Source organism: Aeromonas sp. PrichA-15, from assembly GCF_017939245.1.
Classification (GTDB): Bacteria; Pseudomonadota; Gammaproteobacteria; order Enterobacterales; family Aeromonadaceae; genus Aeromonas; species Aeromonas caviae.
On record NZ_JAGKRH010000021.1, the window covers coordinates 1 to 26,485 of the forward strand.

The 26,485-nt window shown below is 62.5% G+C and carries 23 protein-coding genes; 6 read left to right on the forward strand and 17 right to left on the reverse strand.

Annotation, left to right across the window (positions count from 1 at the left end; genetic code table 11):
• The first annotated feature begins 429 nt into the window (after positions 1-429).
• The gene (locus J9889_RS03605) at positions 430-1,188 is read left to right on the forward strand and encodes an NYN domain-containing protein (RefSeq protein ID WP_201894588.1); all 759 of its coding nucleotides are present in this window, start codon (positions 430-432) and stop codon (positions 1,186-1,188) included.
• Between the two features lie 217 nt (positions 1,189-1,405).
• Here J9889_RS03605 and J9889_RS03610 read toward each other — a convergent pair whose 3' ends face one another.
• The 12 genes from J9889_RS03610 to nudF all read right to left on the reverse strand — a co-directional run bounded on the left by J9889_RS03610 (position 1,406) and on the right by nudF (position 14,089).
• Complete coding sequence (locus J9889_RS03610; protein WP_052815317.1) at positions 1,406-2,446, reverse strand: IS481-like element ISAs19 family transposase; 1,041 nt, start codon at positions 2,444-2,446, stop codon at positions 1,406-1,408.
• 110 nt (positions 2,447-2,556) lie between these two features.
• The gene (gene parC / locus J9889_RS03615; protein ID WP_210555978.1) at positions 2,557-4,851 is read right to left on the reverse strand and encodes a DNA topoisomerase IV subunit A; all 2,295 of its coding nucleotides are present in this window, start codon (positions 4,849-4,851) and stop codon (positions 2,557-2,559) included.
• Positions 4,852-5,101: 250 nt separating this feature from the next.
• Positions 5,102-7,000 carry a DNA topoisomerase IV subunit B gene (gene parE / locus J9889_RS03620; protein ID WP_210555979.1) on the reverse strand — a complete coding sequence of 633 codons (1,899 nt, stop codon included), beginning with the start codon at positions 6,998-7,000 and terminating at the stop codon, positions 5,102-5,104.
• 113 nt (positions 7,001-7,113) lie between these two features.
• Positions 7,114-9,117 (reverse strand): FUSC family protein, encoded by a 2,004-nt coding sequence (locus J9889_RS03625; RefSeq protein WP_202043206.1) that lies wholly within the window; start codon positions 9,115-9,117, stop codon positions 7,114-7,116.
• A gap of 1 nt (position 9,118) precedes the next feature.
• Positions 9,119-9,985 carry an HlyD family secretion protein gene (locus J9889_RS03630; protein WP_210555980.1) on the reverse strand — a complete coding sequence of 289 codons (867 nt, stop codon included), beginning with the start codon at positions 9,983-9,985 and terminating at the stop codon, positions 9,119-9,121.
• Positions 9,978-10,220, reverse strand: coding sequence for a DUF1656 domain-containing protein (locus J9889_RS03635; RefSeq protein ID WP_039039819.1), 243 nt, complete (start codon positions 10,218-10,220; stop codon positions 9,978-9,980). Before J9889_RS03635 ends, J9889_RS03630 begins: the two co-directional genes overlap by 8 nt.
• Positions 10,221-10,391: 171 nt before the next feature.
• Positions 10,392-10,796 carry a GFA family protein gene (locus J9889_RS03640; RefSeq protein WP_039039754.1) on the reverse strand — a complete coding sequence of 135 codons (405 nt, stop codon included), beginning with the start codon at positions 10,794-10,796 and terminating at the stop codon, positions 10,392-10,394.
• Between the two features lie 36 nt (positions 10,797-10,832).
• Complete coding sequence (locus tag J9889_RS03645) at positions 10,833-11,456, reverse strand: NUDIX hydrolase (RefSeq protein ID WP_210555981.1); 624 nt, start codon at positions 11,454-11,456, stop codon at positions 10,833-10,835.
• 2 nt (positions 11,457-11,458) lie between these two features.
• Entirely contained in the window at positions 11,459-12,046 is a 588-nt protein-coding gene (locus tag J9889_RS03650; RefSeq protein ID WP_045523103.1) for a YqiA/YcfP family alpha/beta fold hydrolase, read from the reverse strand.
• A 9-nt stretch (positions 12,047-12,055) separates the two neighbouring features.
• Entirely contained in the window at positions 12,056-12,874 is an 819-nt protein-coding gene (gene cpdA / locus J9889_RS03655; protein ID WP_041214382.1) for a 3',5'-cyclic-AMP phosphodiesterase, read from the reverse strand.
• Positions 12,875-12,901: 27 nt separating this feature from the next.
• Positions 12,902-13,348 (reverse strand): DUF1249 domain-containing protein, encoded by a 447-nt coding sequence (locus tag J9889_RS03660; RefSeq protein ID WP_039039758.1) that lies wholly within the window; start codon positions 13,346-13,348, stop codon positions 12,902-12,904.
• A 99-nt stretch (positions 13,349-13,447) separates the two neighbouring features.
• Positions 13,448-14,089: an ADP-ribose diphosphatase gene (gene nudF / locus J9889_RS03665; protein WP_010672772.1), complete on the reverse strand. Its 642-nt coding sequence runs from the start codon at positions 14,087-14,089 to the stop codon at positions 13,448-13,450.
• 306 nt (positions 14,090-14,395) lie between these two features.
• Between nudF and tolC the strand changes: the two genes are divergently transcribed.
• Positions 14,396-15,721, forward strand: coding sequence for an outer membrane channel protein TolC (tolC, locus tag J9889_RS03670; RefSeq protein ID WP_029313618.1), 1,326 nt, complete (start codon positions 14,396-14,398; stop codon positions 15,719-15,721).
• A 154-nt stretch (positions 15,722-15,875) separates the two neighbouring features.
• Here the strand turns inward: tolC and hldE are convergent, their stop codons facing one another.
• Positions 15,876-17,303 carry a bifunctional D-glycero-beta-D-manno-heptose-7-phosphate kinase/D-glycero-beta-D-manno-heptose 1-phosphate adenylyltransferase HldE gene (gene hldE / locus J9889_RS03675; protein WP_039039759.1) on the reverse strand — a complete coding sequence of 476 codons (1,428 nt, stop codon included), beginning with the start codon at positions 17,301-17,303 and terminating at the stop codon, positions 15,876-15,878.
• A 248-nt stretch (positions 17,304-17,551) separates the two neighbouring features.
• Between hldE and lpxL the strand changes: the two genes are divergently transcribed.
• Complete coding sequence (lpxL, locus tag J9889_RS03680; protein WP_052815073.1) at positions 17,552-18,475, forward strand: LpxL/LpxP family Kdo(2)-lipid IV(A) lauroyl/palmitoleoyl acyltransferase; 924 nt, start codon at positions 17,552-17,554, stop codon at positions 18,473-18,475.
• A 114-nt stretch (positions 18,476-18,589) separates the two neighbouring features.
• Here lpxL and J9889_RS03685 read toward each other — a convergent pair whose 3' ends face one another.
• The 3 genes from J9889_RS03685 to J9889_RS03695 all read right to left on the reverse strand — a co-directional run bounded on the left by J9889_RS03685 (position 18,590) and on the right by J9889_RS03695 (position 22,362).
• Positions 18,590-20,569: a bifunctional 2',3'-cyclic-nucleotide 2'-phosphodiesterase/3'-nucleotidase gene (locus J9889_RS03685; RefSeq protein ID WP_210555982.1), complete on the reverse strand. Its 1,980-nt coding sequence runs from the start codon at positions 20,567-20,569 to the stop codon at positions 18,590-18,592.
• A gap of 127 nt (positions 20,570-20,696) precedes the next feature.
• Positions 20,697-21,317 (reverse strand): L-lysine exporter, encoded by a 621-nt coding sequence (gene lysE, locus J9889_RS03690; RefSeq protein WP_103858783.1) that lies wholly within the window; start codon positions 21,315-21,317, stop codon positions 20,697-20,699.
• Between the two features lie 262 nt (positions 21,318-21,579).
• Positions 21,580-22,362, reverse strand: a complete 783-nt coding sequence (locus J9889_RS03695; RefSeq protein WP_010672766.1) for a LuxR family transcriptional regulator — start codon at positions 22,360-22,362, stop codon at positions 21,580-21,582.
• Between the two features lie 64 nt (positions 22,363-22,426).
• Here J9889_RS03695 and J9889_RS03700 point away from each other — a divergent pair, with 64 nt between their 5' ends.
• The 3 genes from J9889_RS03700 (at position 22,427) to J9889_RS03710 (ending at position 26,297) form a co-directional block, all read left to right on the forward strand.
• A complete protein-coding gene (locus tag J9889_RS03700) occupies positions 22,427-23,056 on the forward strand; it encodes an acyl-homoserine-lactone synthase (RefSeq protein ID WP_029313613.1) in 630 nt (209 codons plus the stop codon).
• 233 nt (positions 23,057-23,289) lie between these two features.
• On the forward strand, positions 23,290-24,189 hold the full coding sequence (locus J9889_RS03705; RefSeq protein ID WP_042864507.1) for a LysR family transcriptional regulator ArgP: 900 nt from the start codon (positions 23,290-23,292) through the stop codon (positions 24,187-24,189).
• An 86-nt stretch (positions 24,190-24,275) separates the two neighbouring features.
• Positions 24,276-26,297, forward strand: coding sequence for an exoribonuclease II (locus J9889_RS03710; protein ID WP_104451951.1), 2,022 nt, complete (start codon positions 24,276-24,278; stop codon positions 26,295-26,297).
• 53 nt (positions 26,298-26,350) lie between these two features.
• On the opposite strand, the gene J9889_RS03715 is transcribed toward J9889_RS03710, so the two are convergent.
• Positions 26,351-26,485 (reverse strand): transposase (locus J9889_RS03715; RefSeq protein WP_210538105.1); only part of this gene is annotated, 135 nt, incomplete at its 5' end.

A 26,485-nucleotide genomic window follows, 5' to 3' on the forward strand; every position in this document is an offset into this window, starting at 1 on the left:
GTGGCAGGAAATAACAGAGAAGTTGGAGTGGGCAATGGTGTATTTATCCAAAAACGGCAAAAAGAGTAGGCAGAGAAAATCCAAGCAAAACAACACGTTAGACGGTATTATTAATTCGCTTGCCGCTTAAGGTTCTGTACATGAGGGTCGATTAGCGAAGCGTAATCGTCCACGCCATTGGCCCCGTGGTGATTGGAAAAAAGGGAGATAAGAGGGGTTGCAACAGGACAGTGGAAGCCTATTTTCGCGAACGTCTGATTTTGCTTGGCTAAGCAGACCTGCATCCCTTCGTGTAGCAAAATTCAGCACGGATCACGAAAAGAACCATTCGGTTCTGATAAGTTATCAAAAATATTAATTTGTTTTCAGATGTCGGGCTTCGTCAATTTAAGCCAACCTACCAACTTCAATTAGAATTAAAGGCTACACATGAAAGATTTAAATGATCAGAAAAAAATAGCTGTTCTCATTGACGCGGACAATGCACAGTATTCGAAAATCAAACTTATTCTTGATGAAATATCAAAACATGGACATGTAATAACCAAAAGAGCTTATGGTGATTGGTCAAGTGAATATCTTAAAAATTGGAAAACAAGCCTCAATGAGTTAGCTATCCAACCGATTCAACAATTTGCGTACACCACTGGAAAAAACTCAACTGATTCATCATTAATCATTGATGCAATGGATTTACTATACGCAGAAAAATACGATGCTTTTGCAATTATATCTTCAGATAGCGACTTCACAAAGTTAGCATCTCGGTTGCGTGAATCAGAAATGTATGTTTTTGGCGTTGGAGAAAAGAAAACTCCTATATCATTTAGAAACTCATGTGATGACTTTATTTTCACAGAAAACCTCGGTGAACCAATCCCTTCAATAATACATACCGGTCTTGTTAATGTCTCACCTTCTACAGATAACGAAAAAATTCCTCAGGAAATAATCGATGCTTTGTTACAGGGTTGGCTTCAATATAAAGAGGATGATACAGAAAATTGGGCAAATGTAGCCCCAGTGGGAGGCTTGCTAAAAAGGTTAAAGCCAGATTTTGACCCTCGAACTTATGGAGTAAGCAAAACTCCAGAGCTAATTTCAAAAATAGATATATTCGAAATGACAAGATATAAGGGTAAAGGAGGGGTTAATATCGTAGCCTATCGACCTAGGAATATATCCTAGTTGAAATTTTATTCGATGTGACTGCTCACCAATATTTTGTTGAGAGAGCAGAGTTTGAGGCGGTCATGCCATGATTTAATTTTGTAGGTTGGATTTATGAATCCATTAACTACTAGAAATAAATTATAAAAGGGAGCGATTTATTCGCTCCCTTCTCTATTAATTACCTGTACAGATCTAGTTATCACCTGACACCGGCCTCAAACCGGTGTCTTGTTTACGCTACTTTAGTGCGCACTTCCTTCGGTATCAATTTCAGACCCTTTTTGAACATGCTGTAGGGGGTTTGACCCTCCATCATCCTGCCCTGATGTGGCCGCTGGGTGTTGTAGTGATCCAGATAGCTGTCCAGGTCTGTCTGCATCTGCTCCACTGATTCATACCAGATCGTCCTCCCCTTGATACGGAAGTGTTCATCCAGCAGGGTGCGATGTAGCCGCTCGATAAAGCCGTTGCTCTGCGGCCTGCGTACCTTGGTGGTCCGGTGCTCAATCCCCTCCAGTTGCAGGAACAGCTCGTAGGGGTGATGGTCAGGGCGCCCGCAGAACTCGCGCCCGTTGTCCGACAGGATGGTATAGACCCGCGCCTCGTGAGCCTCGAAGAACGGCAGGACCGTTTCGTTGAGCACATGGACCGAGGTCACCGGCAGCTTGCTGGTGTAGAGCCGTCCCCAGGCGTGGCGGCTGTAGCAGTCCAGTACGGTTTGCAGATACACCTTGCCCACCCCCTTGAGTGCGCCGACGAAGAAGGTGTCGACCGCCACCAGTTCCCCGGTGTAGTGAACCTCAATTTGGCGTTCGCGAAACTCGGGGCTGAAGCGCTCGAGCAGGCGGATCTGCTCGTCATTGAGCTCAATCGTCTGTTCCCTATGGGTTTTCTCAAGGCGCAACAAGCGGTCATGCTTGGAGAGCAAGTCGTGACGTTGCCACACGCCACGCACACCGCCCGCACTGACGTTGATGCCTTGCAGAGCCAGTTCTTGCGCGACCCGCAGCGGGCCATGGGTTGGTCTGGTGAGGGAGTAATCGAGGATAGCCTGTTCAATCTCGGGAGCGACCCGGTTGGGATGCGCCCCTTTACAGCCGGGGAGTTTGTCGAGCAAGCCCTCAGCCCCATAGGTCTGGTAGTTACGGCGAATCTCGTAGAACTGCTGGCGGCTGTAGCCGATGAGCTTGCAGGCTTTGCTGACGTTATTGAGCTCTTTGGCGAGCTCTAGCAGGCTGAGTTTACGACGTGCTACTTTCTCGTTGGTGGTCATACGGTGACTCCGGATAACACGGTAGGGGTACCGTTTTGTTATCCGGTTTGAAGCCGTATGACCACTCCCTTTTGTGGGCAACTGTCAGGTGAATACCATCTCCATACAAATTACCCTTCCTGATTTTCCCCGGCTGCCGGCTCGGCGCCGGCGACGGGTTCAATCTCGATGCGATCGACGCGCTGCAGACCGCGGGGCAGCTTGGCGCCGCGGCGGCCGCGCTCGCCGCGGTAGTAGTCAAGGTCAGACGGCTTGAGGGTCAGCTTGCGCTTGCCAGCAAACAGGGTGACCGACTGGCCCTGCGGGATAATGGCCGCCATCACCACAAACTCCTCCCGCGCCTTCACCCGTGCCGACGGGATACTGATGAGCTTGTTGCCCTTGCCCTTGCCGAGTACCGGCAGGGTGTTGAGCGGGAACAGCAGCATCCGCCCCTCGTTGGAGATGGCCATGCAGAGATCCGTGTCCGGCGCGCCTATCCTCTGGGGCGCCATGACAATGCCCCCTTCCGGCACGGTGAGCAGCGCCTTGCCGTTCTTGTTCTTACCGATCAGGTCGTCATATTTGCAGACGAAGCCGTAGCCGGCGTCAGAACAGATGAGGTACGGCTCGCCTTCGTTCCCCATCACCAGATGACGCACCTCTTCGCCGGCCCCCAGCGCAAAGCGACCGGTGAGTGGCTCGCCCTGACTGCGGGCCGACGGCAGAGTATGCGCCTCCAGCGAGTAGGTTCTCCCCAGGGTGGAGAGGAACACCGCCTGCTGATTGCTGCGGCCATGGGCGTGGGCCAGATAACCGTCCCCCGCCTTGTAGGAGAGGCCCTCCACATCCACGTCGTGACCCTTGGCGGCGCGCACCCAACCCTTGTCGGAGAGGATCACGGTCACCGGCTCACTCGGGGTGAGCTCCTTCTCGGTCAGCGCCACGGCGGTGGCGCGCTCCACCAGCGGGGTGCGGCGATCGTCGCCGTACTTCTCGGCGTCCGCCAGGATCTCTTTCTTGAGCAATGTGCTGAGACGGCGCTCGGAACCCAGGATCAGTTCCAGCTTGTCGCGCTCTTCCGCCAGCTCATTCTGTTCGGCGCGCAGCTTGAACTCTTCGAGCTTGGCCAGGTGGCGCAGTTTGAGCTCGAGGATCGCCTCGGCCTGGGTCTCGCTGATATTGAAACGCTCCATCATCACCCGGCCCGGCTCCTCCTCGGTGCGGATGATCTCGATCACCTCGTCGATGTTGAGGTAGGCGATCAGCAAGCCTTCGAGGATGTGCAGGCGAGCCAGCACCTTGTCGAGGCGATACTGCAGGCGGCGGCGCACCGTCTCGCGGCGAAAACTCAGCCACTCGGTGAGGATGGTCTTGAGGTCTTTCACCTGGGGCCGGTTGTCCAGACCCAGGATGTTGAGGTTGACCCGGTAGTTCTTCTCCAAGTCCGTGGTGGCGAACAGGTGGGCCATCAGCCCCTCTACGTCCACCCGGTTGGAGCGCGGCACGATCACCAGACGGGTCGGGTTCTCGTGGTCCGATTCATCCCGCAGATCGGTCACCATGGGCAGCTTCTTGGCCACCATCTGGGCGGCAATCTGCTCCATGATCTTGGCGCCGGAGGCCTGATGAGGCAGCGCCGTGATGACGATGTCGCCATCCTCCTCGCTCCACACCGCCCGCTGCTTGATGGAGCCCTTGCCGGTCTCGTAGATTTTGCGGATATCGTCGCGGGGCGTGATGATCTCGGCGTTGGTCGGATAATCCGGCCCCTGCACATGGGCCATCAGGGCATCCAGGCCGGCATTGGGGTTATCCAAAAGCTCCACGCAGGCGTGGGCCACTTCCCGCGCGTTGTGGGGCGGGATATCTGTCGCCATCCCCACCGCAATACCGGTCACCCCGTTGAGCAGGATGTGGGGCAGGCGGGCGGGTAGCACCACGGGCTCTTTCATGGTGCCGTCGAAGTTCGGCGTCCACTCCACCGTGCCCTGGCCGAGCTCGGAGAGCAGCAGCTCGGAGAAGCGCGACAGCCGCGCCTCGGTATAACGCATGGCGGCAAAGGATTTGGGATCGTCCGGCGCCCCCCAGTTGCCCTGACCGTCCACCAGCGGGTAGCGGTAGGAGAAGGGCTGGGCCATCAGCACCATGGCTTCGTAACAGGCGATGTCGCCATGGGGGTGATATTTACCCAGCACGTCACCCACGGTACGGGCGGACTTCTTGTGCTTGGAGAGGGCCGACAGACCCAGCTCGCTCATGGCGTAGATGATGCGCCGCTGCACGGGCTTGAGGCCGTCGCCGATATGCGGCAAGGCCCGATCCATGATGACGTACATGGAGTAGTTCAAGTAAGCCTGCTCGGTAAAGGTGCGCATTGGCTGGCGCTCTACCCCGTCCAGACTGAGCTCGATGGCATCACTCATGTGATTATCTCTTTCGGTTCGGGAGCTGGTTGGCGCTCTACTTCATCCAACAGACTGAGCTCGATAGCATCACTCATAAGGTTGTTCTCTTGCTATGGCGCGCCCTCAGAGGGCACGCCGGAAATGCGGGTCGGCAGGGGGCCGACGGTGAATCACAAGACCCCCTCCCAACCTCCCCCTCCATGAGGGGGAGGAGAGGCTTGGCCCCCTCCCCTTGCGAAGGGGAGGGGTGGGGTACTTGCGACTCGCTTTAGATGATGGCGAGGTTGCCCTTCTCTTCCAGCCACTCACGGCGATCACCGGCGCGCTTCTTGGCCAGCAACATGTCCATCAGTTGCAGGGTCTCGTCCCCCTCCTCCCCGGCCTCGCCCATGGTGAGCTGCACCAGGCGGCGGGTGTTCGGATCCATGGTGGTTTCCCGCAACTGCTTGGGGTTCATCTCGCCCAGCCCCTTGAATCGCGTCACCATCACCTTGCCCTTCTTCTTCTCGGCCTCGACCCGCTGCAGCACGCCGTTCTTCTCGTCCTCGTCGAGGGCGTAGAAGACCTCCTTGCCGATGTCGATACGATAGAGGGGCGGCATGGCCACATAGACATGGCCCTTCTCCACCAGCGTGCGGAAGTGCTTCACAAAGAGGGCGCAGAGCAGGGTGGCGATGTGCAGACCGTCCGAGTCCGCATCCGCCAGGATGCACACCTTGCCATAGCGCAGGCCACTGAGATCGTCGGAGTCGGGGTCAAGCCCGATGGCCACCGAGATGTCGTGCACTTCTTGCGAGGCGAGCACCTGACCGGCTTCCACCTCCCAGGTGTTCAGGATCTTGCCGCGAAGCGGCATGATGGCCTGAAACTCGCGGTCGCGCGCCTGCTTGGCACTGCCGCCTGCGGAGTCACCCTCCACCAGGAAGAGCTCCCCCTGCATGGGGTCGGCGCAGCCGCAGTCGGTCAGCTTGCCGGGCAGGGCCGGGCCCTGGGTTATCTTCTTGCGCACCACCGTCTTGGCGGCGCGCATCCGGCGCTGGGCGCTGGAGATGCAGAGCTCCGCCAGCTGTTCGGCCAGCTCGGTGTTGCTGTTCAGATAGAGGCTGAAGGCATCCTTCACCACGCCCGACACGAAGGCCGAGCTCTGGCGGGACGACAGTCGCTCCTTGGTCTGCCCTGCAAACTGCGGGTCCTGCATCTTGATGGAGAGGATGTAGGCGCAGCGATCCCAGATGTCTTCCGGGGTCAGCTTGACCCCGCGGGGCAAGAGGTTGCGGAACTCGCAGAACTCGCGCATGGCGTCGAGCAGCCCCTGGCGCAGGCCGTTGACATGGGTGCCACCGAGCGCGGTGGGAATGAGGTTCACATAGGATTCGGCGAGGCATTCGCCCCCTTCCGGCAACCAGCACAGGGCCCAGTCCACCGCCGACTGCTCGGAGCTGAAAGAGCCGACGAAGGGCTGCTCCGGCAGGCAGGTGAACTGCTTGACCGCATCGATGAGGTAATCCTTGAGGCCGTCTTCGTAGCACCACTCCAGCTTGATGCCGGTGTTCTTGTCGAGGAACTTGATGGTGAGGCCCGGGCAGAGCACGGCCTTGGCTTTGAGCAGGTGCTCGAGCTTGGAGACCGAGAAGCGCGGCGAATCGAAGTAGCGCGCCTCTGGCCAGAAGTGCACCCGGGTGCCGGTGTTGCGGCGTCCGCAGGTGCCGGTGATGGTCAGCTCCTGCACTTTCTCGCCCCGCTCGAAGGCGATGTCATAGACCTGGCCGTCCCGGCGCACCGTCACCTCGACCCGATCGGAGAGGGCGTTCACCACGGAGATCCCCACCCCGTGCAAGCCACCGGAGAACTGATAGTTCTTGTTGGAGAACTTGCCCCCCGCGTGCAGCTTGCAGAGGATCAGCTCAACGCCGGAGACCCCTTCCTCCGGGTGGATGTCCACCGGCATGCCGCGACCGTCGTCGATCACCTCGAGGGACTGATCCTCGTACAGGATCACCTCCAGATTGCGGGCGTGACCCGCCAGCGCCTCGTCGACGCTGTTGTCGATGACCTCCTGGCCGAGGTGATTGGGCCGGGTGGTGTCGGTGTACATGCCGGGGCGGCGACGCACCGGTTCAAGGCCATTGAGGACCTCAATGGCATCCGCATTGTATTGAGTGGACATGGAGGGCCTTGCGAATTGACGTTTGGGGAGAATCTTACTCGCTGAGCGGGGCTGGGACAAACTCGTCTGTGGCAAAGGGTGATCCAGAGGGGCTCCGGCCTCCCTGCCCGGGATCAGGCGGGTTCCCCGGGCAGGGCCTGCACAAGCTGGGAGAGGGAGCAGTGGAGTCGCCACACCAGCCCCGCCAGAGCCCGGGCCGCCGGGTCTGCATGTTCCCCCAGCCCCAGGCTGATGCGGTCCAGCTCCGCCAGGGTGCGCCCCAGGGTCTCGTGCTGCACGCCCCCTTCGGTCAGAATCCCTTTCAGGCAGCGCAGACAGCCGTCCCGCACCAGATAGAGGGCCGGATCCCGGCTGCGCCAGAGCCTGAGCTGCCAGACGATGTGGCTGCAATTGAGCAGCACCACGCCCCAGCGCAGCACCCAGAGCCGGGCCCCCTGATCCTGACTCTGGCTGAGCTGGCTCACCGCGTGATAGACCCGGGATTCAAACTCCCCCTCGCTCTGATGCGGGGCCGGGGCCAGCTGGTCCACGAAATCCCGCCGCAGACGATGCATCAGGCGGCGGCTCTTGCGCCGATCCGAGCTGGGCCTCAGGAGCTGGAACGCCAGCCCTGCGCTCATCACCCCCAGTGCCTGGGCAAGGCTGCTGTTGACGAAGGCGAGGTAGTCGTAGCTCGGCGGATTGGTGATGGCGAGGAAGGAGCCGAGCAGCACGATGAGCTGGCCCCAGAGCGCCGCCCCCTGGGGGCGCTGCAATTTCAGCAGTTGCAGGGTGATGAGGGCGGGGAACAGCAGGGCGCAGAAGATCCAGAAGTCGTCGATGCGGATCATCAGCCCGAACTTGACCCCGAAGCAGATAAAGCTGAGCAGCACGATGGCCTTGAGCATGGTCTGGGCCCCCTTCGCCGGGGCCGGGGTGGCGGAATAGAGCACGCAGCAGATGGCGAGCAGGGTCAGGGCCGCGGCGCCCGCATCCCACTGGCTGTGGATCCAGAAGGTGCAGCCCAGCATCACGCAGAGGAAGGTACGCCCCCCGTTATAGGCCGCCTCCAGGCCGTCGGTGTGGCTGGTCAGAGAGCTGTGGCGCGGCGGCGCCGGCCACTCCTGGCCATCGTGTCGGGCCAGCCTTTCCAGCCAGCGCTGACACTCCAGGTAGCTCCAGCAGAAGTGGCGCAGCCGCAGCCAGAAGGCCTGACAGCGATAATCATCCCCCGAACGGGCCACGAAGGGCGCCATCAGGCGGGCAATGCGCAGCTTGTCGCAGCCCCCCTGTCCCAGCTCCCGCAGCACGGCGGCCAGCATGGGGGCCGGGTCGACGGCGTCCTCTGGCCAGTGTTGCAGCATGCGGCGCAGCCCCGAGATGAGGCTGACCATCCTCAGCTGGCGATGGAGCAGATAGTTCAGCAACTGGTTGTGGCGGCGCAGGCGGTGGTGGCTCCAGACTGCCTGGATGCGCAGCACGTTCAGGGTGAGGATCTGACCGATCACCCCCTCGTGGGCGGTGCGCACATCGGCGCCCGTCTCCCCGAGCCAGAGCAGCTGGGCATGTTCCAGCAGCCGGGTCTGGCTCTTGCCAAGGGAGTCCAGCAGGGTCTCGCCATCGGAGAAACTCGGCAGGATCATCATCATCAGGCCGCCGCAGAGGATGCCGACGATCACCTCGCTCACCCGGGCCTGGGCGATGTCGAAGATATGTTGCGGGTCGGTCAGGTTGACGCAGGAGAAGGCGATGATGGCGGCGGTATAGCCCGCCAGGGCGAAACCGTAGGAGACGTTGTTCTGATGGTGGTTGGAGATGTAGGTGCAACCCCCCAGCCAGAGGGCGATAAGCAGGCTGAAGAGCCAGGGATCACCGATGCCAAGGCCGGTGATCATCACCGCCGCCATGGCGCCGATGAGGCTGCCCACCACCCGCCCCAGGCTCTTGCTGATGACGCCCCCCACGGTGGGAAAGCTCACCACGGCGGCGGAGGTCATGGCCCAGTAGGGAGAGTCGAGTTGCAGCACGAACGCCAGCCAGAGCGACAGGCACATGGCCAGGGCATTGCGCAGGGCATAACGCCACTGGCCGCCGTTGGCCTTGCCCCAGGGGGTCTGGCGCCAGAGCGAGGGGATCACCCTAGTCCCCTATGGTGATGGTACAGGTCGTGCCCGCGATCAAGACCAGATCCGGGGGAATCGCCAGCAGCCTGATCCGCACCGGCACCCGCTGGGCCAGGCGCACCCAGGGCACGTTCGGCTTGACGTCGAGCAGCAGCCCCTCGCTGCCTTCCAGGCTCTGATCGTGAATGGCGCGCCCTATGCTTTCCACCTCCCCCCTGAGTACCCGATCCCCGCTGTAGAGCACCACCTCGGCCGGTTTGCCGGGGGCGATGTGCCTGAGCTTGGTCTCTTCGAAATAGCCCTGCACATAGAAGGAGTGGGTGTCTATCAGGGCCACCAGGGGCACCCCGGCGGTGGCGTAGTTGCCGACCCTGGCCTGCAGGTTGGTGATGTAGCCGTCGCTTGCGGCGTGGACCTCGGTCCGGGCAAGGGACCATCTGGCCTGCTCCAGATTGGCCTGGGCCACCTCATAGGCCGCCTTCATCGCCTGGGCATTGAGCCTGGACTCATCCACCGCCTCGGCGGAGATGACGGTGCGGGAGAGGCTCTGGCGACGATTCGCCTCGTGCTCCGCCTTGTCGAGATCCGACCTGGCCTTGGCCAGGGTCGCGCTGGCGTTGTCCAGCGCGATGCGATAGGGCTCGGGATCCAGGGTGAAGAGCAGGTCCCCCGCCTTCACCAGCTGGTTGTCCTTGACCCCTATCCTGACGATCTTGCCCGACACCTGGGGCGTGATGCTGACCAGCTCGGCCCTCACCTTGCCATCCCGGGTCCAGGGGCCCTGCATGTAGTCGTTCCACAGCCACCAGAGCGACACCAGCGCCAGGGCAAAGACCAGCAGGGTGGAGAAGTATTTGAGGGTCGCAAGGGGTGATTTAGCCATGTAGCAATATCCATAGGGCGCCGCTGACGGCGAGGATGAAGAGGGAGAGATCCATCAGCAGGGGGTGCCAGACCTCGCCGCCGTAGAGCCAGTCCCGCAGCAGATGGTGCAGCGGCAGCCAGCCCAGCAGGCCGAGCAGCACGGCCTTGAACAGGGGCGGAAAGTAGAGCGAGGCCCCGAGGATCAGATCCGGCAGCGCTGAAGCAGTCGTCACGGGTGTGCCCCCTGTTGGCAGAGATGGAATGAAGAGAGAGGCCGGGGTCCGCCGGGAGACGGACAGGGCAAGGTTAACACAGCCATTGCGGGGGCTACACAGGCAGATGACCCCCTGAGGTGTCGTCACGGGAGTGGCACGACAACGCCTCGCCCGTCCTCCCCGCCACCCGTCGGGGCAGTCACCTCGCGTTCAATCGGCCACGGTATCTGCCGGGTGATGCACCCCGTCCCGGGTCGGCACCTCTCCCAGATCGAACGGGTTGACCCCCTCCAGACAGGCGAGGTTGTAGCCATATTCCGCCGGATTGGATCGGCGCTGGTGATGGGTGTAGATACCGCAGACGCTGCAGAAGTAGTGTTTCGCGGTGCGGGTGTTGAACTGGTAGCAGCGAAGCGCCGCCTCCCCTTGCAGGATGCGGATGCCGGAGAGCGGCACCGAGGCGACGATGGCCCCACGCCGCCGACAGAAGGAGCAGTCGCAGCGGCGCGGATCCACCACGCCATCCGGCAGGGTCAGCTCCAGCACCACGGCGCCGCAGTGGCAGCTCGCCTTGTGTTTCTTCTGGATGGGGGTATTGCCGATGCGTGTGATCATGCTGCCTCCTTGCCGCAGTGTCAGGCTGCGAACCGGTTAATCGAACAGGGTATCCCCCCGCCCCTGCGACAGATGGTCATGCAGGGTGCGCAACTGGGACGCCACCACCCGGTGGCGGGAGAGTTCGGGCAAGGCGTCGATGGAGAAGTACCCCGCCCCTTTGGTTTCATCGGTGTCGGTAAGCAGAGCGCCCCCCGTCACCTCGCACAGGAAGAACGCCTTGTGGGCGTGGGGCAGCTGCGGGGGATGGGGATGCTTGAGCGTGTCGAACAACGCCAGCAGTTGCACCGCCCGACAGGCGAGGCCGGTCTCCTCGCTCACTTCCCGCACCACGGCGTCCGCAGGCGAATCGCCGATGTCGCACCAGCCCCCCGGCAGAGTCCAGCAACCGTCACTGCGCTCCTGCACCAGCAGCACATGGCCCGCATCGTTCTGAATGAAGGCCCGCACATCGAGCTTGGGGGTGGGATAGCCGCTGTCGAGGGCAATCCAGTCGCCGATGGCGTCGGGGGCCAGCTCGCTCTGGCTGGCGATGAGCGTCACCGTGGCCGCTCGCAGCGCCTCGAAGCGGGCTATGTCGAAGGGATCGCGGGAATAGGTGAGCCCCGCCTGGGCCGTGGCCAGCACCTGTTCGAGGAAGGCGGCCAACGGCGGCTGCATGGCTAGAGCCCGAGGAAACGGACGATCTGGGCGGGGTAGCGCTCGAAGCCTGTGAAGGCGTGATCGCCGCCGCACTCCAGGGAGAGACGGGCAAAGCGGTATTCGTCCAGCGCCTTGCGATAGTCGAGCACCTCGTCCTCCTGCTGTTGCAGCACCCAGAGCCGCTCGGGAGCAGTCACCGGCACCGCCAGCGCTCTCAGCTCGTCCATGTGTCCGGGCAACAGTTCATAGCGTTCGCCGCTGTAGGGGTTGGTCTGGGGGCCGAGGTAGTCGCAGAGCAGCTCGTGGGGGCGCACCGCCGGGTTGATGAGGGCGGCGCGGCAACCGTACATCTCGCTCACTCTCGTGGCCATGAAGCCACCGAGGGAGCTGCCCACGGCGCCCAGTCGCAGGGCGCTGCCGTGGCGGGCCTTCAGGTCGGCGATGGCCTGCTCGATGGCAGCCCAGGCGGCCGCCGGGGTGTTGGGCTGGGCCGGGATCACCACCTCGATATCGGGCCTGTTCTCTGCCACCCAGGCCGCCATCTGCTGCGCCTTGGCCGAGCCGGGGGATGAATTGAAACCGTGCAGATAGAGCAGGACGGGCTTCATGGCAACCCCTCAGTAACCGGTGGCATTGGGGTCGGGCACGAACTGCCCCAGCGGCAGGCGCCACACCTGACTCGCCACCCGGCCATCCGGGTGCAGGGTGAGATAGCGCCAGCCCGGGCCGGATTCGTCCAGTGCGAAACCGTCGGAGAGCGGCTTGAACTGGATGCAGGTAGAGGGGCTGGCGATGAGCCGCACTCCGTGGTGCACCTCGTCAAACTCCTGATGGACGTGGCCGAACAGGATGGTCTTCTGCTGCGGGTGGCGGGCCAGCACGGCGAACAGGTCGTCGGCATTCTTGAGGTTGTGCTGATCCAGCCAGGCGCAGCCCACCGGCACCGCCTGATGGTGCAGGGCGATGAGGGCGTGGCGCTCGGGATGCTGGCGCAGGGCCTGATCCAGGGCCGCCAGCTGGTGATCCCCCAGCACCCCGTGGGGTTTGCCGCGCACCTGGGTATCCAGCAGGATCACCTGCCAGTGCTCGCCTACCAGCTGCTTGGCCTCGCTGATGCCGGCCGCATGGAGGTATTCGGTCATCAGGGGGCCGTCGTCGTGGTTGCCGGGCAACCAGTAGATGGGGCGAGCCAGGGGCGCCATCATGGAGGCGAAGCGCTGGTAGGACTCCGGGCTGTGATCCTGGGAGAGATCCCCGGTGGCGAGGATGAGATCGAACGGGTGCTCGTTGGCCTGCACCCGCTCCAGCACGGCGGCCAGACTCTGCGCCGTGGGTACGGCCAGCAGCCGCCCCTCGGCACTGGCGAAGAGATGGGTATCGGTAATCTGTAACAGGCGCACACTGCCGTCCGGCGCCTGAGGTAGCTCTGTTTCCAAAATCACGCTTCTTTTTTATGGGTTCGACTAGAGGATGTTAATCAGGCTGGTGCCGTGTTTGAGACAAAATCTCAACCAATCGGCCAAGAATAGATTTACCTGCTCCTTTTCATCCCTGTGATGCATTTTTTGATTGGGATAATCATAACGTGGTTGCAACATTGAAATCTGTTGCGCCGCACACACTTCCGCCATTCGCACATCATGATACAAACGAATCTCTATCCGGGCTTGCAAGTAGCTCGGCAATTCGGGGTTGTGCTGGGCCAGGATCACCTGGCTGGTGAAGCGGCTCTCCTCGGTCACCGTGAGCTGGAACTGCAGGCCGTTGCCGACCTGATAGCGGCGCTCGGCACCCACGCTGCCGCCGGGCGGCAACAGTTTCATCAGCGCCATGTAATTGACCTCGCAGGTACGCTGCAAGGACATCAAATCAGGCACATAGCGCTTCATCGGGCTCTGGACTAATGACATGTCGCGGCTCCCTCAATCAGGGTCCATGAAGGGTGGACCCACTGCACAGTGTTCCAGTCGGACACAGGGCACCTGACCCGGGTCTGAACGAGCGTCACCTCAGCGCCCCGCCAGCCAGCGTGCCCGCAGCTCGCCGTGATTCAGGGCCAGCCACTGCAGGGCGATGACGGAGGCGGCATTGTCGATGCGCCCCTCTTTGAGCCAGGCATAGGCCTGCTCGCGGCTCACCACGTGGACCCGGATGTCTTCCCCCTCTTCAGCCAGACCGTGGATCCCCTTGGCCTGACTGGCATCCACCTCGCCCACGAACACCTCGATGCGCTCGGTGCTGCCACCCGGGCTCACCAGATAGCTGATGGCGTGTTCGCAGCGTCCCACCTCGATCCCTGCCTCTTCCACCGCTTCGCGCCGCACCACTGCCTCGGCGGTCTCCCCTTCATCGATGATGCCGGCCACCAGCTCCAGCAGCCAGGGGGTGGCGCTGGTCTCCATGGCGCCGATGCGAAACTGCTCCACCAGCACGATCTCGTCCCGCACCGGATCATAAGGCAGCAGGGCGGCGGCATGGCCACGTTCGAACAGTTCCCGGACGATGGGGGCGTTCCAGCCACCGGCAAACAGCCTGTGTTGCAGGCGGTAGACATTCACCTTGAAGAAGCCATTATATCCAGCTGATTTTTCAATGATTTTCACATCATCGCTGGAGTAGTGGCAGGTTTGAGGCAAGGCTTGCTGTGACATTCGAGACTCCTGCCAGCTTGACTTGGCTTGGTTTGACCATAATATTCGGGGGCATGAATGAACATTCATTCACTCGCTCTCGCCGACGATGAGGGAAGGATTCTAGCAGCCACAGGGCATTTGGCTAGGCGCGTTGCCGAGAAAACTCGCCCCGGACCTTGACGTTTCCGCAGCTGGAAAAGAGACAGTTCGCAATGAAATCTGCTTATAGTAAAGTGGTTAAGCTGAAATCAAGCTTGGTCGGTGACAATCCCCCCTTCATCCAGCGGACAGCTTTGGGTTGATACAAAAGGTTAAAACTATCATATGAAAAGAACACTCTTGTCAGTCATGGTGATGCTGGGTGTGAGCGGCGCCGCTCATGCCGAAAACCTGCTCGATATTTACCAACAGGCCCAGATCAAGGACACCCAGCTGCTGGAATCCAAGGCCAAGCGGGACCAGGCCTTCGAGAAGATCAACGAATCCCGTGCAGCCCTGCTGCCCCAGATCAACCTGGGCGCCGGCCTGAACTACCTGCAAAACAAGAACGACACCATGACCAACACGGGCGCTACCGGCTCCGTGACCCTGGATCAATCCATCTACCGTCGCAGCAACTGGGTCAACCTGGATCTGACCGAGAAGAGCGCCACCCAGTCCGACGTGGCCTACAACCTCGAGTACCAGAACCTGATGCTGCGTACCGCCCAGGCCTACTTCGACGTGCTCAAGGCCATGGATACCCTGGAATTCGTGCGTGCCAACAAGACCGCGGTCGAGCGTCAGCTTGAACAGACTCAGCAGCGCTTCGAAGTGGGCCTGACCGCCATCACCGACGTGCACGAAGCCGAGGCCGAGCGCGATCAGGCGCTGGCGGACGAGATCAATGCCGAGAACACCCTGGACAACAGCTACGAGAGCCTGCGCGAGCTGACCGGTATCGACCACCGTCAACTGGACGTGCTCAACACCGATCGCTTCAGCCCGCAGAAGACCGCGTTCAACTCCGACAAGTGGCTGGAGCTGGCCCTGGACAAGAACCTGGAGCTGCACAGCGCCCGCATCGGCAAGGACATCGCCAAGGAGCAGATCGATCTGGCCAAGACCGGTCATGAACCGACCCTGGATCTGGGCGCCGGCCTGAACGCCGGTTACAACGATTACAAGGACGAGATCCGCAACCCCGAGAGCAACAGCAATCAGGGCAACATCGGCCTGAACTTCAAGCTGCCCATCTACACCGGCGGGGCCACCACCTCCCAAGTCAAGCAGGCACAGTTCAACTACGTGGCCGCCAGCGAACAGCTCGAGCGCAGCTTCCGCTCGGTGCAGAGCACGGTCCGCTCCTCCTACAACAACGTGAACGCCAGCATCGGCTCGGTCCGCGCCTACAGCCAGTCCGTCATCTCCGCCGACAGCGCCCTGAAAGCGACCGAGGCCGGTTACGAGGTGGGTACCCGCACCATCGTCGACGTGCTGGACTCCACCCGCAAGCTGTATCAGGCCAAGCAGAAGCTCTCCGAGGCCCGCTACAACTACATCCTCAGCATCCTCTCCCTCAAGCAGGCCGCCGGCATCCTGGAGCAGAAGGATCTGGAAGAGGTGAACCAGGGTCTGATGCCCGCCGCCCAGGTCACCAAGAAGTCCTGAGTCAGGCGCACACCATGAGAAAAGGCGACCCCGGGGTCGCCTTTTTCATCTCTGTTCGCCGCTGGAAGTGCGTTGGTCGGGGCCTGCCAGGCAGCGGCCATGTCACCGACCCGGCAGCCCCATCAAAAAACCCGGCCTTGGCCGGGTTTTACGCTTATCCGCGCTCGCGGATGGTCTTGATGATGTCGGTGGTGGAGCAGCCGTCCTCGAAGTTCAGCACCCGCACCTCGCCGCCATTGGCGGTCACCTCGGCGTAACCGGCGATCTCTTCGGGCTTGTAGTCGCCCCCCTTGACCAGGAGGTCTGGCAGGATCTCGGCGATCAGACGCTGGGGAGTGTCTTCGCTGAAGGGGACCACCCAGTCCACGGCACCCAGGGCCGCCAGCACAGTCATACGGCGCTCGGTCGGGTTGACCGGGCGACCCGGCCCCTTGAGGCGACGCACGGACTCGTCGGTGTTCACCGCCACGATCAGGCGGTCCCCCAGCTTGCCCGCATTGGCCAGATAGGAGACATGACCCGCGTGCAGAATGTCGAAGCAGCCGTTGGTCATCACCACCTTCTCGCCGCGCAGACGGGCGGCCTGGACGGCCACCTTGAGCTGGGCCTCGGACATGACGCCAAAGCCGGTCTCCTGCTCGGTGTAGAGGGCGTTGGCCAGCTCCACCGGGCTCACGGTGGAGGTCCCCAACTTGCCGACCACGATGCCGGCGGCGGTGTTGGCCAGGGCGCAGGCCTCATCCAGACTCTTGCCTGCGGCAAGGGAAGTCGCCAGGGTGGAGATGACGGTGTCACCGGCACCGGTGACGTCATAGACCTCGTGGGCCTGGGCCGGCAGGTGCAGCTCGGGCTGCCCTTCGCGGATCAGGGTCATGCCGTTCTCGGAACGGGTGACCAGCAGAGCGTCCAGCTCGAAGCGCTTGACCAGCTCCAGCCCCCTGGCGACCAGGTCTTCTTCCCCCTTCACCTTGCCCACCACGGCCTCGAACTCGGACATGTTGGGGGTCAGCAGGGTGGCACCACGGTACTTCTCGAAATCGGTCCCCTTGGGGTCGACCAGCACGGGAATGCCGGCGGCGCGGGCACGCCGGATCATGCCGGGCACATCGTTGAGGGCGCCCTTGCCGTAGTCGGAGAGGATCATCACGTCCGCCTGGGGCAGCGCCTGCTCCACCTTACCCATCAGCAGGCTGGCATCCACGTCGTGGAAGGCCTCTTCGAAGTCGAGACGCAGCAGTTGCTGGTTGCGGGACAGCACTCGCAGCTTGGTGATGGTCGGATAGTCGGTCAGGCGCACGAAATCACAGGCCACCTTGACCCCGGCCATCTGGCTGGCGAGGGCATCGGCGGCTTCATCCTGACCGGTCAGGCCCAGCAGCACGGCCTGGGCGCCGAGGGCGGCGGAGTTGAGCGCCACGTTGGCGGCGCCACCCGGGCGCTCCTCGATGTGCTCGACCTTGACCACGGGGACCGGTGCCTCGGGGGAGATCCGGCCGGTAGGGCCATGCCAGTAGCGATCCAACATGACATCGCCAACGACCAGGATGCGGGCTTTTTCAAACTCGGGCAGGGTGATTTTCATCTGTATCGGCTCTCAAAACCTGAAAAATTCAGCGGCCGATTTTATCACACTCTTTTCCGGGGCGTGAAAAAAGCACGGCCCTGCCCCCTGACGCCCCCTCTGACCAGATGACGGCGATTCGCGCCCGCCCCCGCTTTTCGGATAGAATCCTCGACATGCGAGTGACCGCATCCGCGCCGGGCCACCCCACACAGGCCCCCCGGTTCGGTCGGACTCCCCCCTTTGCCTTTGCGAACAAGAGACTCTTCATGGCCCAAGAACACGCTCCCCGCCTCGAACCCCGTCTGTTCCATCCCCGTTACTGGGGGAGCTGGCTGGGCCTCTCCCTGCTCTGGCTGCTGGTGTTGCTGCCCTGGCGCAGTCAGATGTGGCTGGGCCGCCAGCTCGGCACCCTGGCCCGCAAGCTGCTGAAATCCCGCGTCAAGATTGCCCGCCGCAACCTGGAGCTGGCGATGCCCGAGCTCAGCCGGGATGAGCGCGAAGCCCTCCTGATGCAGAACTTCGAGAGCGTGGGCTGCGCCATCTTCGAGGTGGGCATGGCCTGGTTCTGGCCAGACTGGCGGATGCGCCGCCTGATGAAGGTGGAAGGGGAAGAGCACGTCATCAACGCCATGGAGAAGGGCCAGGGGATGCTGCTGCTCTCCTGCCACTTCCTGACGCTGGAGCTCAATGCCCGCTGCTTCGGCCTGGTGCGCCCCGGGGTCGGCGTCTATCGCCCCAACACCAATCCGGTGCTGGAGTACGCCCAGTACCACGGTCGCTGCGCCTCCAACAAATACCTGGTGGACCGGATGGACGTGAAGGGGATGATCAAGGCGCTGCGCAACGGCGACGCCCTCTGGTATGCACCGGATCACGACTACGGCAGCCATGCCAGCGTCTTCGTGCCCTACTTCGCGGTGGAGCAGGCCGCCACCATCACGGGTACCGCCACCCTGGCCCGGGTGAAGAACACTGTCACCCTGCCCTGCTACAACATCCGCACCCGGGAGGGCTACACCCTGCATATCGGGGCCCCGCTCGCAGACTACCCGAGCGGTGACGACCTGGCGGATGCCAGCCGCGCCAACCGCGAAATTGAAGCCGCCGTGCGCAAGGCGCCGGAGCAGTACATGTGGCTGCACCGCCGCTTCAAGACCCGCCCCAATCCGGACGATCCCGGCTACTACTGATGCCCTCCCGCCCCGTCGACCGGGCAAGTCCAGACGACAGGGCAGGATGGCACCGCGCCCCATGAAAAAGCCCTCGCACTGCGAGGGCTTATTTGTTGGCTGCCAGCGTCTGCCTTACTGGCGGATCAGGCGGTAGATGGCGTAGCCGGGGTGCTTGGCGTCATCCATCGGCAGGGTGGACTGGTACGACAGATCCGCCCCCGCCAAGGCCTTGGCCTCGTCGGTCGGCGAGGAGTAGAGGCGCACGTCCACGTTGGCGGGCAGGGCCTTCATGTGCCAGTTGTTGTTGGCCGCCGGGCTGAAGCCGGCCGGGTTGTCCGCAGACTGGGCCTTCAGGTACTGGGCGATGCTCTCCCGCGTCTCGAAGGGATCTTCATGCACTATGTTGCTGCCGTCGATGCCCGGGAAGTGGCCGCCGCCGCTGGCACGGTAGTTGTTGGTCACCACGTAGAACTTCTGGGCCGGGTCCACGGGCTGGCCGTTGAAGGTGAGGCCGCTGATGCGCTGGCCGTCGCTCACCTTGACCCCGTCCTTGCTGTAGCGGGCCGGCTGGGTGATGTCCACCTCGTAGCTGACCCCGTCAATCACATCGAAGTTGTAGGTGGGGAAGCTCTCGTTCACCAGCCACTGCACCCCGGTCTTGCCGGTGTCGATCTGGTTGAACTGGCCGGCGCTCATCTCCAGCCACTCCTTGACGGTGGCCCCGTTCACCTCGACCACCTGCAGGGTGTTCGGATAGATGTAAAGGTCGGAGACGTTGCGCAGGGAGATGTCACCCTGAGCCACGTAAGTGAAGTCATTGATGCCGTTGCGACCGCCACGGAAGGGGGCCGCCACCGAGAGGATCGGGTAGGACTCCTTGAGCAGGCCGTCTTGTTGCAATTGCTCTGCGTGGCGGCGCTGGGCATCGCTCACCAGCTGCACCGAGGGGTCGTCCTGCACCAGGGCGAAGAAGCTGTGGATGGGGGAGGTGATCTTGCCGAGCGGCTCGTCCAGCCACTGGTTGGTGGCGTCGTGGTCGGCCTGCACCAGGTCCACCACCCGCTGATCCACCGCACTGCCCTCGCTGGCGTCTATCTTGCGCAGGCTGGCCTGGCTCTGCTTCACCTGCCACTTGCCGTCCACCTGTTCCAGCTTGAGGTCGATGATGCCGAGGTGGTTGCCCCAGTAGCCGGGCATCACGGTGGGAATGCCGCTCAGGGTACCGGCCTGGTTGTCCACCTCCGGCAGATCCGGGAAGTCCCCGGGGAAGTTCTTGTGGGCGTGGCCCAGCATCAGGGCGTCCACCCCCTTCACCTTGGCCAGATGCCAGGCGGAGTTCTCCATCATGGCCTCATAGCTGCTGGCATTGATGCCGGTGTGAGCCACCACCACCACGATGTCGGCGCCCTTGGCGCGCAGCTCGGGCACATAGTGATTGGCGGTCTCGACCATGTCGGCCACCACCACCTTGCCCTCCAGATGACGCTTGTCCCACTGCAGCACCTGGGGCGGGGTCAGACCCAGGATGCCCACCTTGACGCGCTGGCGCTGGCCCTTGTCATCGGTCACCTCGCGCTCCAGCAGCAGATAGGGGGTGAACTTGTTGCCGCTCCAGTCAATTTGTCCCTTGGCATCGCGCTTGAAGGCCCCCGCCTCGAACACGTTGGCGTTCACATAGGGGAAGTCGGCTCCCGCCAGTACCTTGCCAAGGTAGTCCAGGCCGTAGTTGAACTCGTGGTTGCCCAGGTTGCCCGCGTCGTAACCCAGCTCGTTCATCGCCTTGAACACCGGGTGCGCCTGCTTCTCGAGATAGCCGGCACCGGACTGCTCGAAGATGTAGTCCGCCAGCGGCGTGCCCTGAATGAGGTCACCATTGTCGAGCAGCAGGTTGTTGGGGTTCTCGGCGCGGGCGGCGCGGATCAGCAGGGCGGTGCGGGAGAGGCCGAACTTGCGATCCTCCTTGTTCTGGTAGTAGTCGTACCCCAGCACGTTGGAGTGGATGTCGGAGGTCTGGATCAGGCGCAGGGAGACGGTCCCCGGCTGCGCCTTGCTGTCATTCTCGTTGCTGCAGGCAGACAGCAGCACGATGGCGGCAATAGCCCCCAGCTTCATGGTGTTATTCACTGTTTTTTCCCTTTTATTATGAGTAACGCTTTACCAGCGCCGGGAATTTAACAGACGAATATGTCAGCAGATGGCACCGGGACTCATTTTTATGAAGCCCGGCACAAAAATAGCCTTATGAGGCCAACAGAGCCCCGCTGGCCAGCTTGACCGCCAGCACCAGCATGATGAGACCTACAACAAGATCAATGGCTTGCTGCACCCTGCCCCGGGCGAGCCAGGGGGAAAGCGCCGCCGCCCCGAAGGCCAGCCCGTAGAACCACACCAGGGAGGCCAGCATGGCCCCCGCCGCGAAGGCGGGTCTGAGCTCCTCGGCAAACTGGCTGCCGAAGGAACCAAGCAGCATCAGGGTATCCAGGTAGACGTGGGGATTGAGCAGGGTCACTCCGAGGGTCATGGCCAGCACGCTCTTCACCCCCATCAACCGGGGCGAGTCCGCCAGGGCCGCCTCCTGGCCGCGCCAGGCACTGCGCAGGGAACGGATACCGAACCAGCCGAGGAAGAGCACGCCGCCCCAGGTCAGCAGGGCCAGGCCGATCGGGCTGGCTGCCAGCAGGTTGGCCCCGCCGAACACCCCGATGCCGATCAGCACGAGGTCGCACAGGCAGCAGAGGGTCGCCGTCAGCAGGTGGTGATTGCGGTGAATGCCCCGGCTCAGCACGAAGGCATTCTGGGCCCCGATGGGGATGATCATAGCAAGGCCGAGGGTAAAGCCTTGCAGGGTGGTGGCGAACATGGGGATGCGTTCCTGTGAAAGAGAGAAACGCACTATAAGGGGGCGCGGGCAATCAGAGAAATTCATTCATTTTCTGATGCATTCATAAAACTGATGAAAACCGGGCCGAAACCACACAAAGAAGGTTGTCAATTGCAGGATCTGACAATTGTGGGGTCACAGCCCCGCCCCGAGAATCGGCGGCAGGATGGGACGGCGCAGGACAGCGGTGATGGCGACAGAGGGGATGCCAGGCGACGAGCCGGTGCCGCCGGGCCTGTATTCACTGCAGCAGGGAGGGGAAGTTGGTGACCACCACCTGCTCCAGGTTCGGCAGCAGGATGCCGCTGCTCACCCCCTTGGCGATGGCCTGGTAGCGGTTCATCGACCCCGTCTTGCGGGTGACCTGATTGAGGTGGTAGTTCACGGTGCGCTCCGTGATGCCGAGGATGCAGGCGATCTCCCCCGATGTCTTCCCTTCGCTGGCCCAGAACAGGCACTCGGTCTCCCGCTCCGTCAGGGGCTCCTGGGGATCGTCCTCCCTCATGCTCTGGCGCACGATCCGGATCGCCGCCTCGAAGATGTAGTTGGACATCCAGGAGAGGATGGGCGAGGACTCCAGCATCAGATCGCTCGACGCCCGCTCCCGGGTGATGAAAGAGAGTATGCCGTTCTCCCCCGCCGCCCCGTGCAGCGGGAACGAGATGCCGTTGCGCAACCCGAATTCCGCCGCCAGCCCCATCACATCCATGCTCCCCTCTTGCAGGAAGCGCGCCTTCTCGTCCAGCCGGTTCCAGTAGATGGGCAGGGTCTGCCTGCGGGCGAGCTGGATGATGGGATCGCATGCCAGCATGTTGTTCAGGGTGTAGGCCTGTACCCAGGAGTCGGGGCACTGGTTGAACAGCACCACCTTGGGCCTTTGCATCGACATGGGCAGGATGAGGGCGAAGCGGTAGTAGTCGTAACCCATTCCCAGGGTGAAGCGGCCGATGAGCTCGGACAACCGGTTGCCATCGGTCACCAGCGTGAAATGTTCCAGGTACTCAAGCAGTTGGTCGCGTGTCATAGGCAAGCCTCCCCTGGCCAAGGCCTTGGATTATAGCGCCTAACCATGAAATGGAGAGACATGAATGCTTGTTTTCAAAGGAAAATTGAAAGAACACCCCAGATGGGAGGTCGAAAACGAGCTCTACCGATTTCGCAACCGCGTCTTCTCCGATCGACTCGGTTGGGACGTGGAATCCCGCCGTGGCCTGGAGCGGGACAACTTCGACAAGCCCGACACCCACTGGGTGCTGATTGAAGACAAGCAGGGGCTGTGCGGCTGCATCCGCCTGCTCAGCTGCGCCCAGGATTACATGCTGCCCAGCATCTTCCCCACCGCCCTCGCTGGCGAAGCCCCGCCGCGCGGCAACGACGTGTGGGAGCTGACCCGCCTCGCCATCGACGCCGACCGGGCCCCTCGCCTGGAGAACGGCATCAGCGAACTCACCTGCGTCATCTTCCGCGAGGTGCTGGCCTTCGCCAGGGAGCAGGGGATCCGCGAGCTGGTGGCCGTGGTCAGCCTGCCGGTGGAGCGCATCTTCCGCCGCCTCGGCCTGCCCATCGAGCGCCTCGGCCATCGCCAGGCGGTGGATCTGGGGGCCGTGCGCGGGGTCGGCATCCGCTTCCACCTGGACGAGCGTTTCGACCGCGCCGTCCATCGCCCCCTGCAGGGCCATTACCGGCCGGCGGGGGATGCTCTGCTCGCCGTCATCTGAGCAAAAAAAGTCCCGGGACCGGCCCGGGATTCAAGACGCTCGCTATGGTCCGTTTCCACCCCATGCAAAAACGGACCGGGTGAGTATCTTATGAATCTCATGTCAGGACTACTGTCACATCTCACAGGGGCGGCCCCGGGCACCGGCCCCCTCCATGGGGGCGGTCAGGTTGTCCTCTGGCGCTCCCTTGAGTAGCATTCTTGCTGAACTCCCTTTTTTCATAAGGAATGCTGATGAAGACGCTGGACTACAAGCTGCTGCTGGCCCTGGACGCGGTGATCCGGGAGCAAAACTTCGAGCGTGCCGCCCAGCGCCTGCACATCACCCAGTCCGCCATCTCCCAGCGCATCAAGCAGCTGGAGCAGCAGTTTGCGGAGCCGCTCATCATCCGCAGCCAGCCGCTGCAGGCCACGGGGCTCGGCCAGAAGCTGCTGGCCCACTATCGCCAGGTGCGCCAGCTGGAGCTGGAGCTGGCCGGCGAGCTCTCCCCCGACGAGCCCAGGGCCCCCATCCGGGTCAGCATCGCCGTCAATGCCGACAGCCTGGCCACCTGGTTCCTGCCCGCCCTGGCGCCACTGCTGGAGCAATACCCCATCGAGCTGAACCTGCTGGTGGATGACGAGAGCCGCACCCTGGACCGGGTGCGCGAGGGGCAGGCGTTCGGCGCCGTCAGCCTGCAACCCCAGCCGCTGGCGGGCTGCTGCGTCGACGAACTCGGCGAGATGCGCTATCTGCTCACCGCCAGCCCCGCCTTCGTCGCCCGCCACTTCCCGAGCGGCCTCACGGCGGCGGCCCTGGCCAAGGCGCCGGCGGTGGCCTTCGACCAGCGCGACGACATGCACATCAGCTACATGGCCCGTCATTTCGCCCTCCCCCCCGGTGGCTACCCCTGCCACACGGTGCGATCCTCCGAGGCCTTCGTCGCCATGGCGGAGCAGGGGCTGGCCTGCTGCCTCATCCCGGAATTGCAGATCCGCCAGCAACTGGAAGAGGGGCGCCTGCTCGATCTCAACCCGGATCACCACCTGGTCGAGCAGCTCTACTGGCACCGCTGGGTGCTGGAGCGGGGGCTGCACAAGCAGATATCCCAGCGCCTGATCCAGCAGGGGCGACGGGCACTGCAACCCCGTTGAGGGGGCCATTCACCTTGGCTTTGGGGGGGTAAAAACGTATAGTGCTGGGCGATTAACCATCAGGTCTCCACTCAGGTTCCCCATTTATGTTCCAAGACAATCCGCTGCTGGCCCAGCTCAAGCAACAAATCCGCGAAAACATCCCCAAGAAAGAGGGTGTGATCCGCGCCTCCGATCGGGGCTTCGGCTTCCTGGAGGTCGATGAGAAGACCAGCTATTTCGTGCCGCCTCCCTACATGAAGAAGGTGATGCACGGTGACCGGGTGAGCGCCCTGATCCGCACTGAAAAAGAGAAAGAGGTGGCCGAGCCGGATGCCCTGCTGGAGCAGGCCGTCACCCGCTTCGTCGGCCGCGTCAAGATGTTCCGCGACCGCCTCAACGTGGTGCCCGACCACCCCCTCATCAAGGACGCCATCAAGGCCCGCGCCAAGAAGGGTCTGGACGAGAAATCCTTCAAGGAAGGGGACTGGGTGGTTGCCACCCTCAAGCGCCATGCCCTGGTGGACGGCAACTTCTCCGCCGAGATCACCCAGCTCATCGCCACCCAGGAAGATCACAACGTGCCCTGGTGGGTGGTGCTGGCACGCCACAACCTGGCCCAGATTGAACCGGCGGACCTGCCGGAGTGGAAGGTGATCGAAGAGGAAGAGCTGCCCCGCCGGGATCTGACCCAGGTTCCCTTCTTCACCATCGACGGTGCCAAGACCAAGGACATGGACGATGCCCTGGCCATCACCAAGCTGGAGAACGGCTGGGAGCTGCTGGTGGCCATCGCCGACCCGACCGCCTATGTGGCCGAGGGGAGCGAGCTGGACAAGGAGGCCGCCCAGCGCGCCTTCACCGTCTACATGCCGGGACGCAACGTGCCCATGATCCCGCGCACCCTCTCCGACGAGCTCTGCTCCCTGAAAGAGGGCGAGGAGCGCAACACCCTGTGCGCCCGTCTGCTCATCGCCGAGGACGGCCTGCTGCTGGAGGAGACCGAGTTCTTCGCTGCCCGCATCGTCTCCCATGCCCGTCTCAGCTATGACGACGTCTCCGACTGGGCCGAGCACGGCAAAGCGCTGGATATCGACGCCGGCGTCCTGGCCCAGCTGCCCCTGATGAAGGCGATGACGGAGGCCCGCATCAAGTGGCGTACCGAGCACGCCCTGGTGTTCCCGGACAGACCCGACTACGACTTCGAGCTGGGTGAAGACGGCGAAGTGCTGGCCATCCACGTGGAGCCGCGCCGCATCGCCAACCGCATGGTGGAAGAGTCGATGATCGCCGCCAACATCTGCGCCGGTCGCGTGCTGGGCAAAGAGGTCGGCTACGGCATCTTCAACGTCCACACCGGCTTTGACGAGGAGTCCCTGGACGGCGCCATCGAGCTGCTCAAGACCGCCGAGGCCCCGTTCGAGAAGGAAGATATCGCGAGCCTCTCCGGCTTCTGCGCCCTGCGCCGCTGGATAGACAACCTGGACACCCGCTGGCTGGACGGCAAGATCCGCCGCTTCCAGAGCTATGCCCTGATGTCCGCCGAACCGGGAGCCCACTACGGCCTGGGTCTGGATGCCTACGCCACCTGGACCTCCCCCATCCGCAAATACGGCGACATGGTCAACCATCGCCTGCTCAAGGCGGTCATCGCCGGCAAGACCCCGGGTGAGCGCCCCAGCCTGGAGCTGACCGAGCACCTGACCGCCTGCCGCCGCCTGCACCGCATGGTGGAGCGCGACATCGGCGACTGGCTCTATGTGCGCTACCTCAAGGCCGATGCGGGCACCGACAAGGTGTTCAACGCCGAGATCATCGACGTGATGCGCGCCGGCCTCAAGCTGCGTCTGCAGGAGAACGGCGCCGTGGTGTTCATGCCCGCCCGCCATATCCTCGACAACAAGGATCGGCTGGAGTGCAACTGGGACAACGGTCGCGTCTATCTGGACAAGACCGAGGTGGTCTACGAGCTCGGCCAGATCATCGAGGTGAAGCTGACCGAGGCGGTGGAAGAGACCCGCTCCCTCATCGCCAAGCCGGCGGTGGATCTGGTGCCGGGTCCGGCGCCGGTGGCCCCGACCAGCGAGGCCGATGCCGCGCCTGCCGACGAGGCCCCCAAGGCGCAGTGATCCCCTGCTTGTCTGCTCTGCAAAAGCCCGCATCCTGCGGGCTTTTTTTAGGTTCATCGCGGCTTTCCGGGGAAGGCCGCCTTGATTTTCAGAAAAAAGTATTCTGAGTCCCTAAATCCATATGCCATGCGCTTTATCACTTTGATCTTGTTGTTCACCCCTTCCAGCACACTCGTGTGCATCGGGTA

Bases quoted from the DNA above. Each gene is read 5' to 3' on its own strand.
- J9889_RS03685 (WP_210555982.1), bottom strand. From the start codon at position 20,569: ATGAAGCTGGGGGCTATTGCCGCCATCGTGCTGCTGTCTGCCTGCAGC.
- J9889_RS03645 (WP_210555981.1), bottom strand. From the start codon at position 11,456: ATGCAGCCGCCGTTGGCCGCCTTCCTCGAACAGGTGCTGGCCACGGCC.
- J9889_RS03650 (WP_045523103.1), bottom strand. From the start codon at position 12,046: ATGAAGCCCGTCCTGCTCTATCTGCACGGTTTCAATTCATCCCCCGGC.
- J9889_RS03605 (WP_201894588.1), top strand. From the start codon at position 430: ATGAAAGATTTAAATGATCAGAAAAAAATAGCTGTTCTCATTGACGCG.
- J9889_RS03640 (WP_039039754.1), bottom strand. From the start codon at position 10,796: ATGATCACACGCATCGGCAATACCCCCATCCAGAAGAAACACAAGGCG.
- J9889_RS03630 (WP_210555980.1), bottom strand. From the start codon at position 9,985: ATGGCTAAATCACCCCTTGCGACCCTCAAATACTTCTCCACCCTGCTG.
- J9889_RS03610 (WP_052815317.1), bottom strand. From the start codon at position 2,446: ATGACCACCAACGAGAAAGTAGCACGTCGTAAACTCAGCCTGCTAGAG.
- nudF (WP_010672772.1), bottom strand. From the start codon at position 14,089: ATGTCACAGCAAGCCTTGCCTCAAACCTGCCACTACTCCAGCGATGAT.
- parE (WP_210555979.1), bottom strand. From the start codon at position 7,000: ATGTCCACTCAATACAATGCGGATGCCATTGAGGTCCTCAATGGCCTT.
- J9889_RS03705 (WP_042864507.1), top strand. From the start codon at position 23,290: ATGAAGACGCTGGACTACAAGCTGCTGCTGGCCCTGGACGCGGTGATC.
- J9889_RS03660 (WP_039039758.1), bottom strand. From the start codon at position 13,348: ATGTCATTAGTCCAGAGCCCGATGAAGCGCTATGTGCCTGATTTGATG.
- J9889_RS03695 (WP_010672766.1), bottom strand. From the start codon at position 22,362: ATGACACGCGACCAACTGCTTGAGTACCTGGAACATTTCACGCTGGTG.
- J9889_RS03710 (WP_104451951.1), top strand. From the start codon at position 24,276: ATGTTCCAAGACAATCCGCTGCTGGCCCAGCTCAAGCAACAAATCCGC.
- tolC (WP_029313618.1), top strand. From the start codon at position 14,396: ATGAAAAGAACACTCTTGTCAGTCATGGTGATGCTGGGTGTGAGCGGC.
- hldE (WP_039039759.1), bottom strand. From the start codon at position 17,303: ATGAAAATCACCCTGCCCGAGTTTGAAAAAGCCCGCATCCTGGTCGTT.
- lpxL (WP_052815073.1), top strand. From the start codon at position 17,552: ATGGCCCAAGAACACGCTCCCCGCCTCGAACCCCGTCTGTTCCATCCC.
- lysE (WP_103858783.1), bottom strand. From the start codon at position 21,317: ATGTTCGCCACCACCCTGCAAGGCTTTACCCTCGGCCTTGCTATGATC.
- J9889_RS03700 (WP_029313613.1), top strand. From the start codon at position 22,427: ATGCTTGTTTTCAAAGGAAAATTGAAAGAACACCCCAGATGGGAGGTC.
- parC (WP_210555978.1), bottom strand. From the start codon at position 4,851: ATGAGTGATGCCATCGAGCTCAGTCTGGACGGGGTAGAGCGCCAGCCA.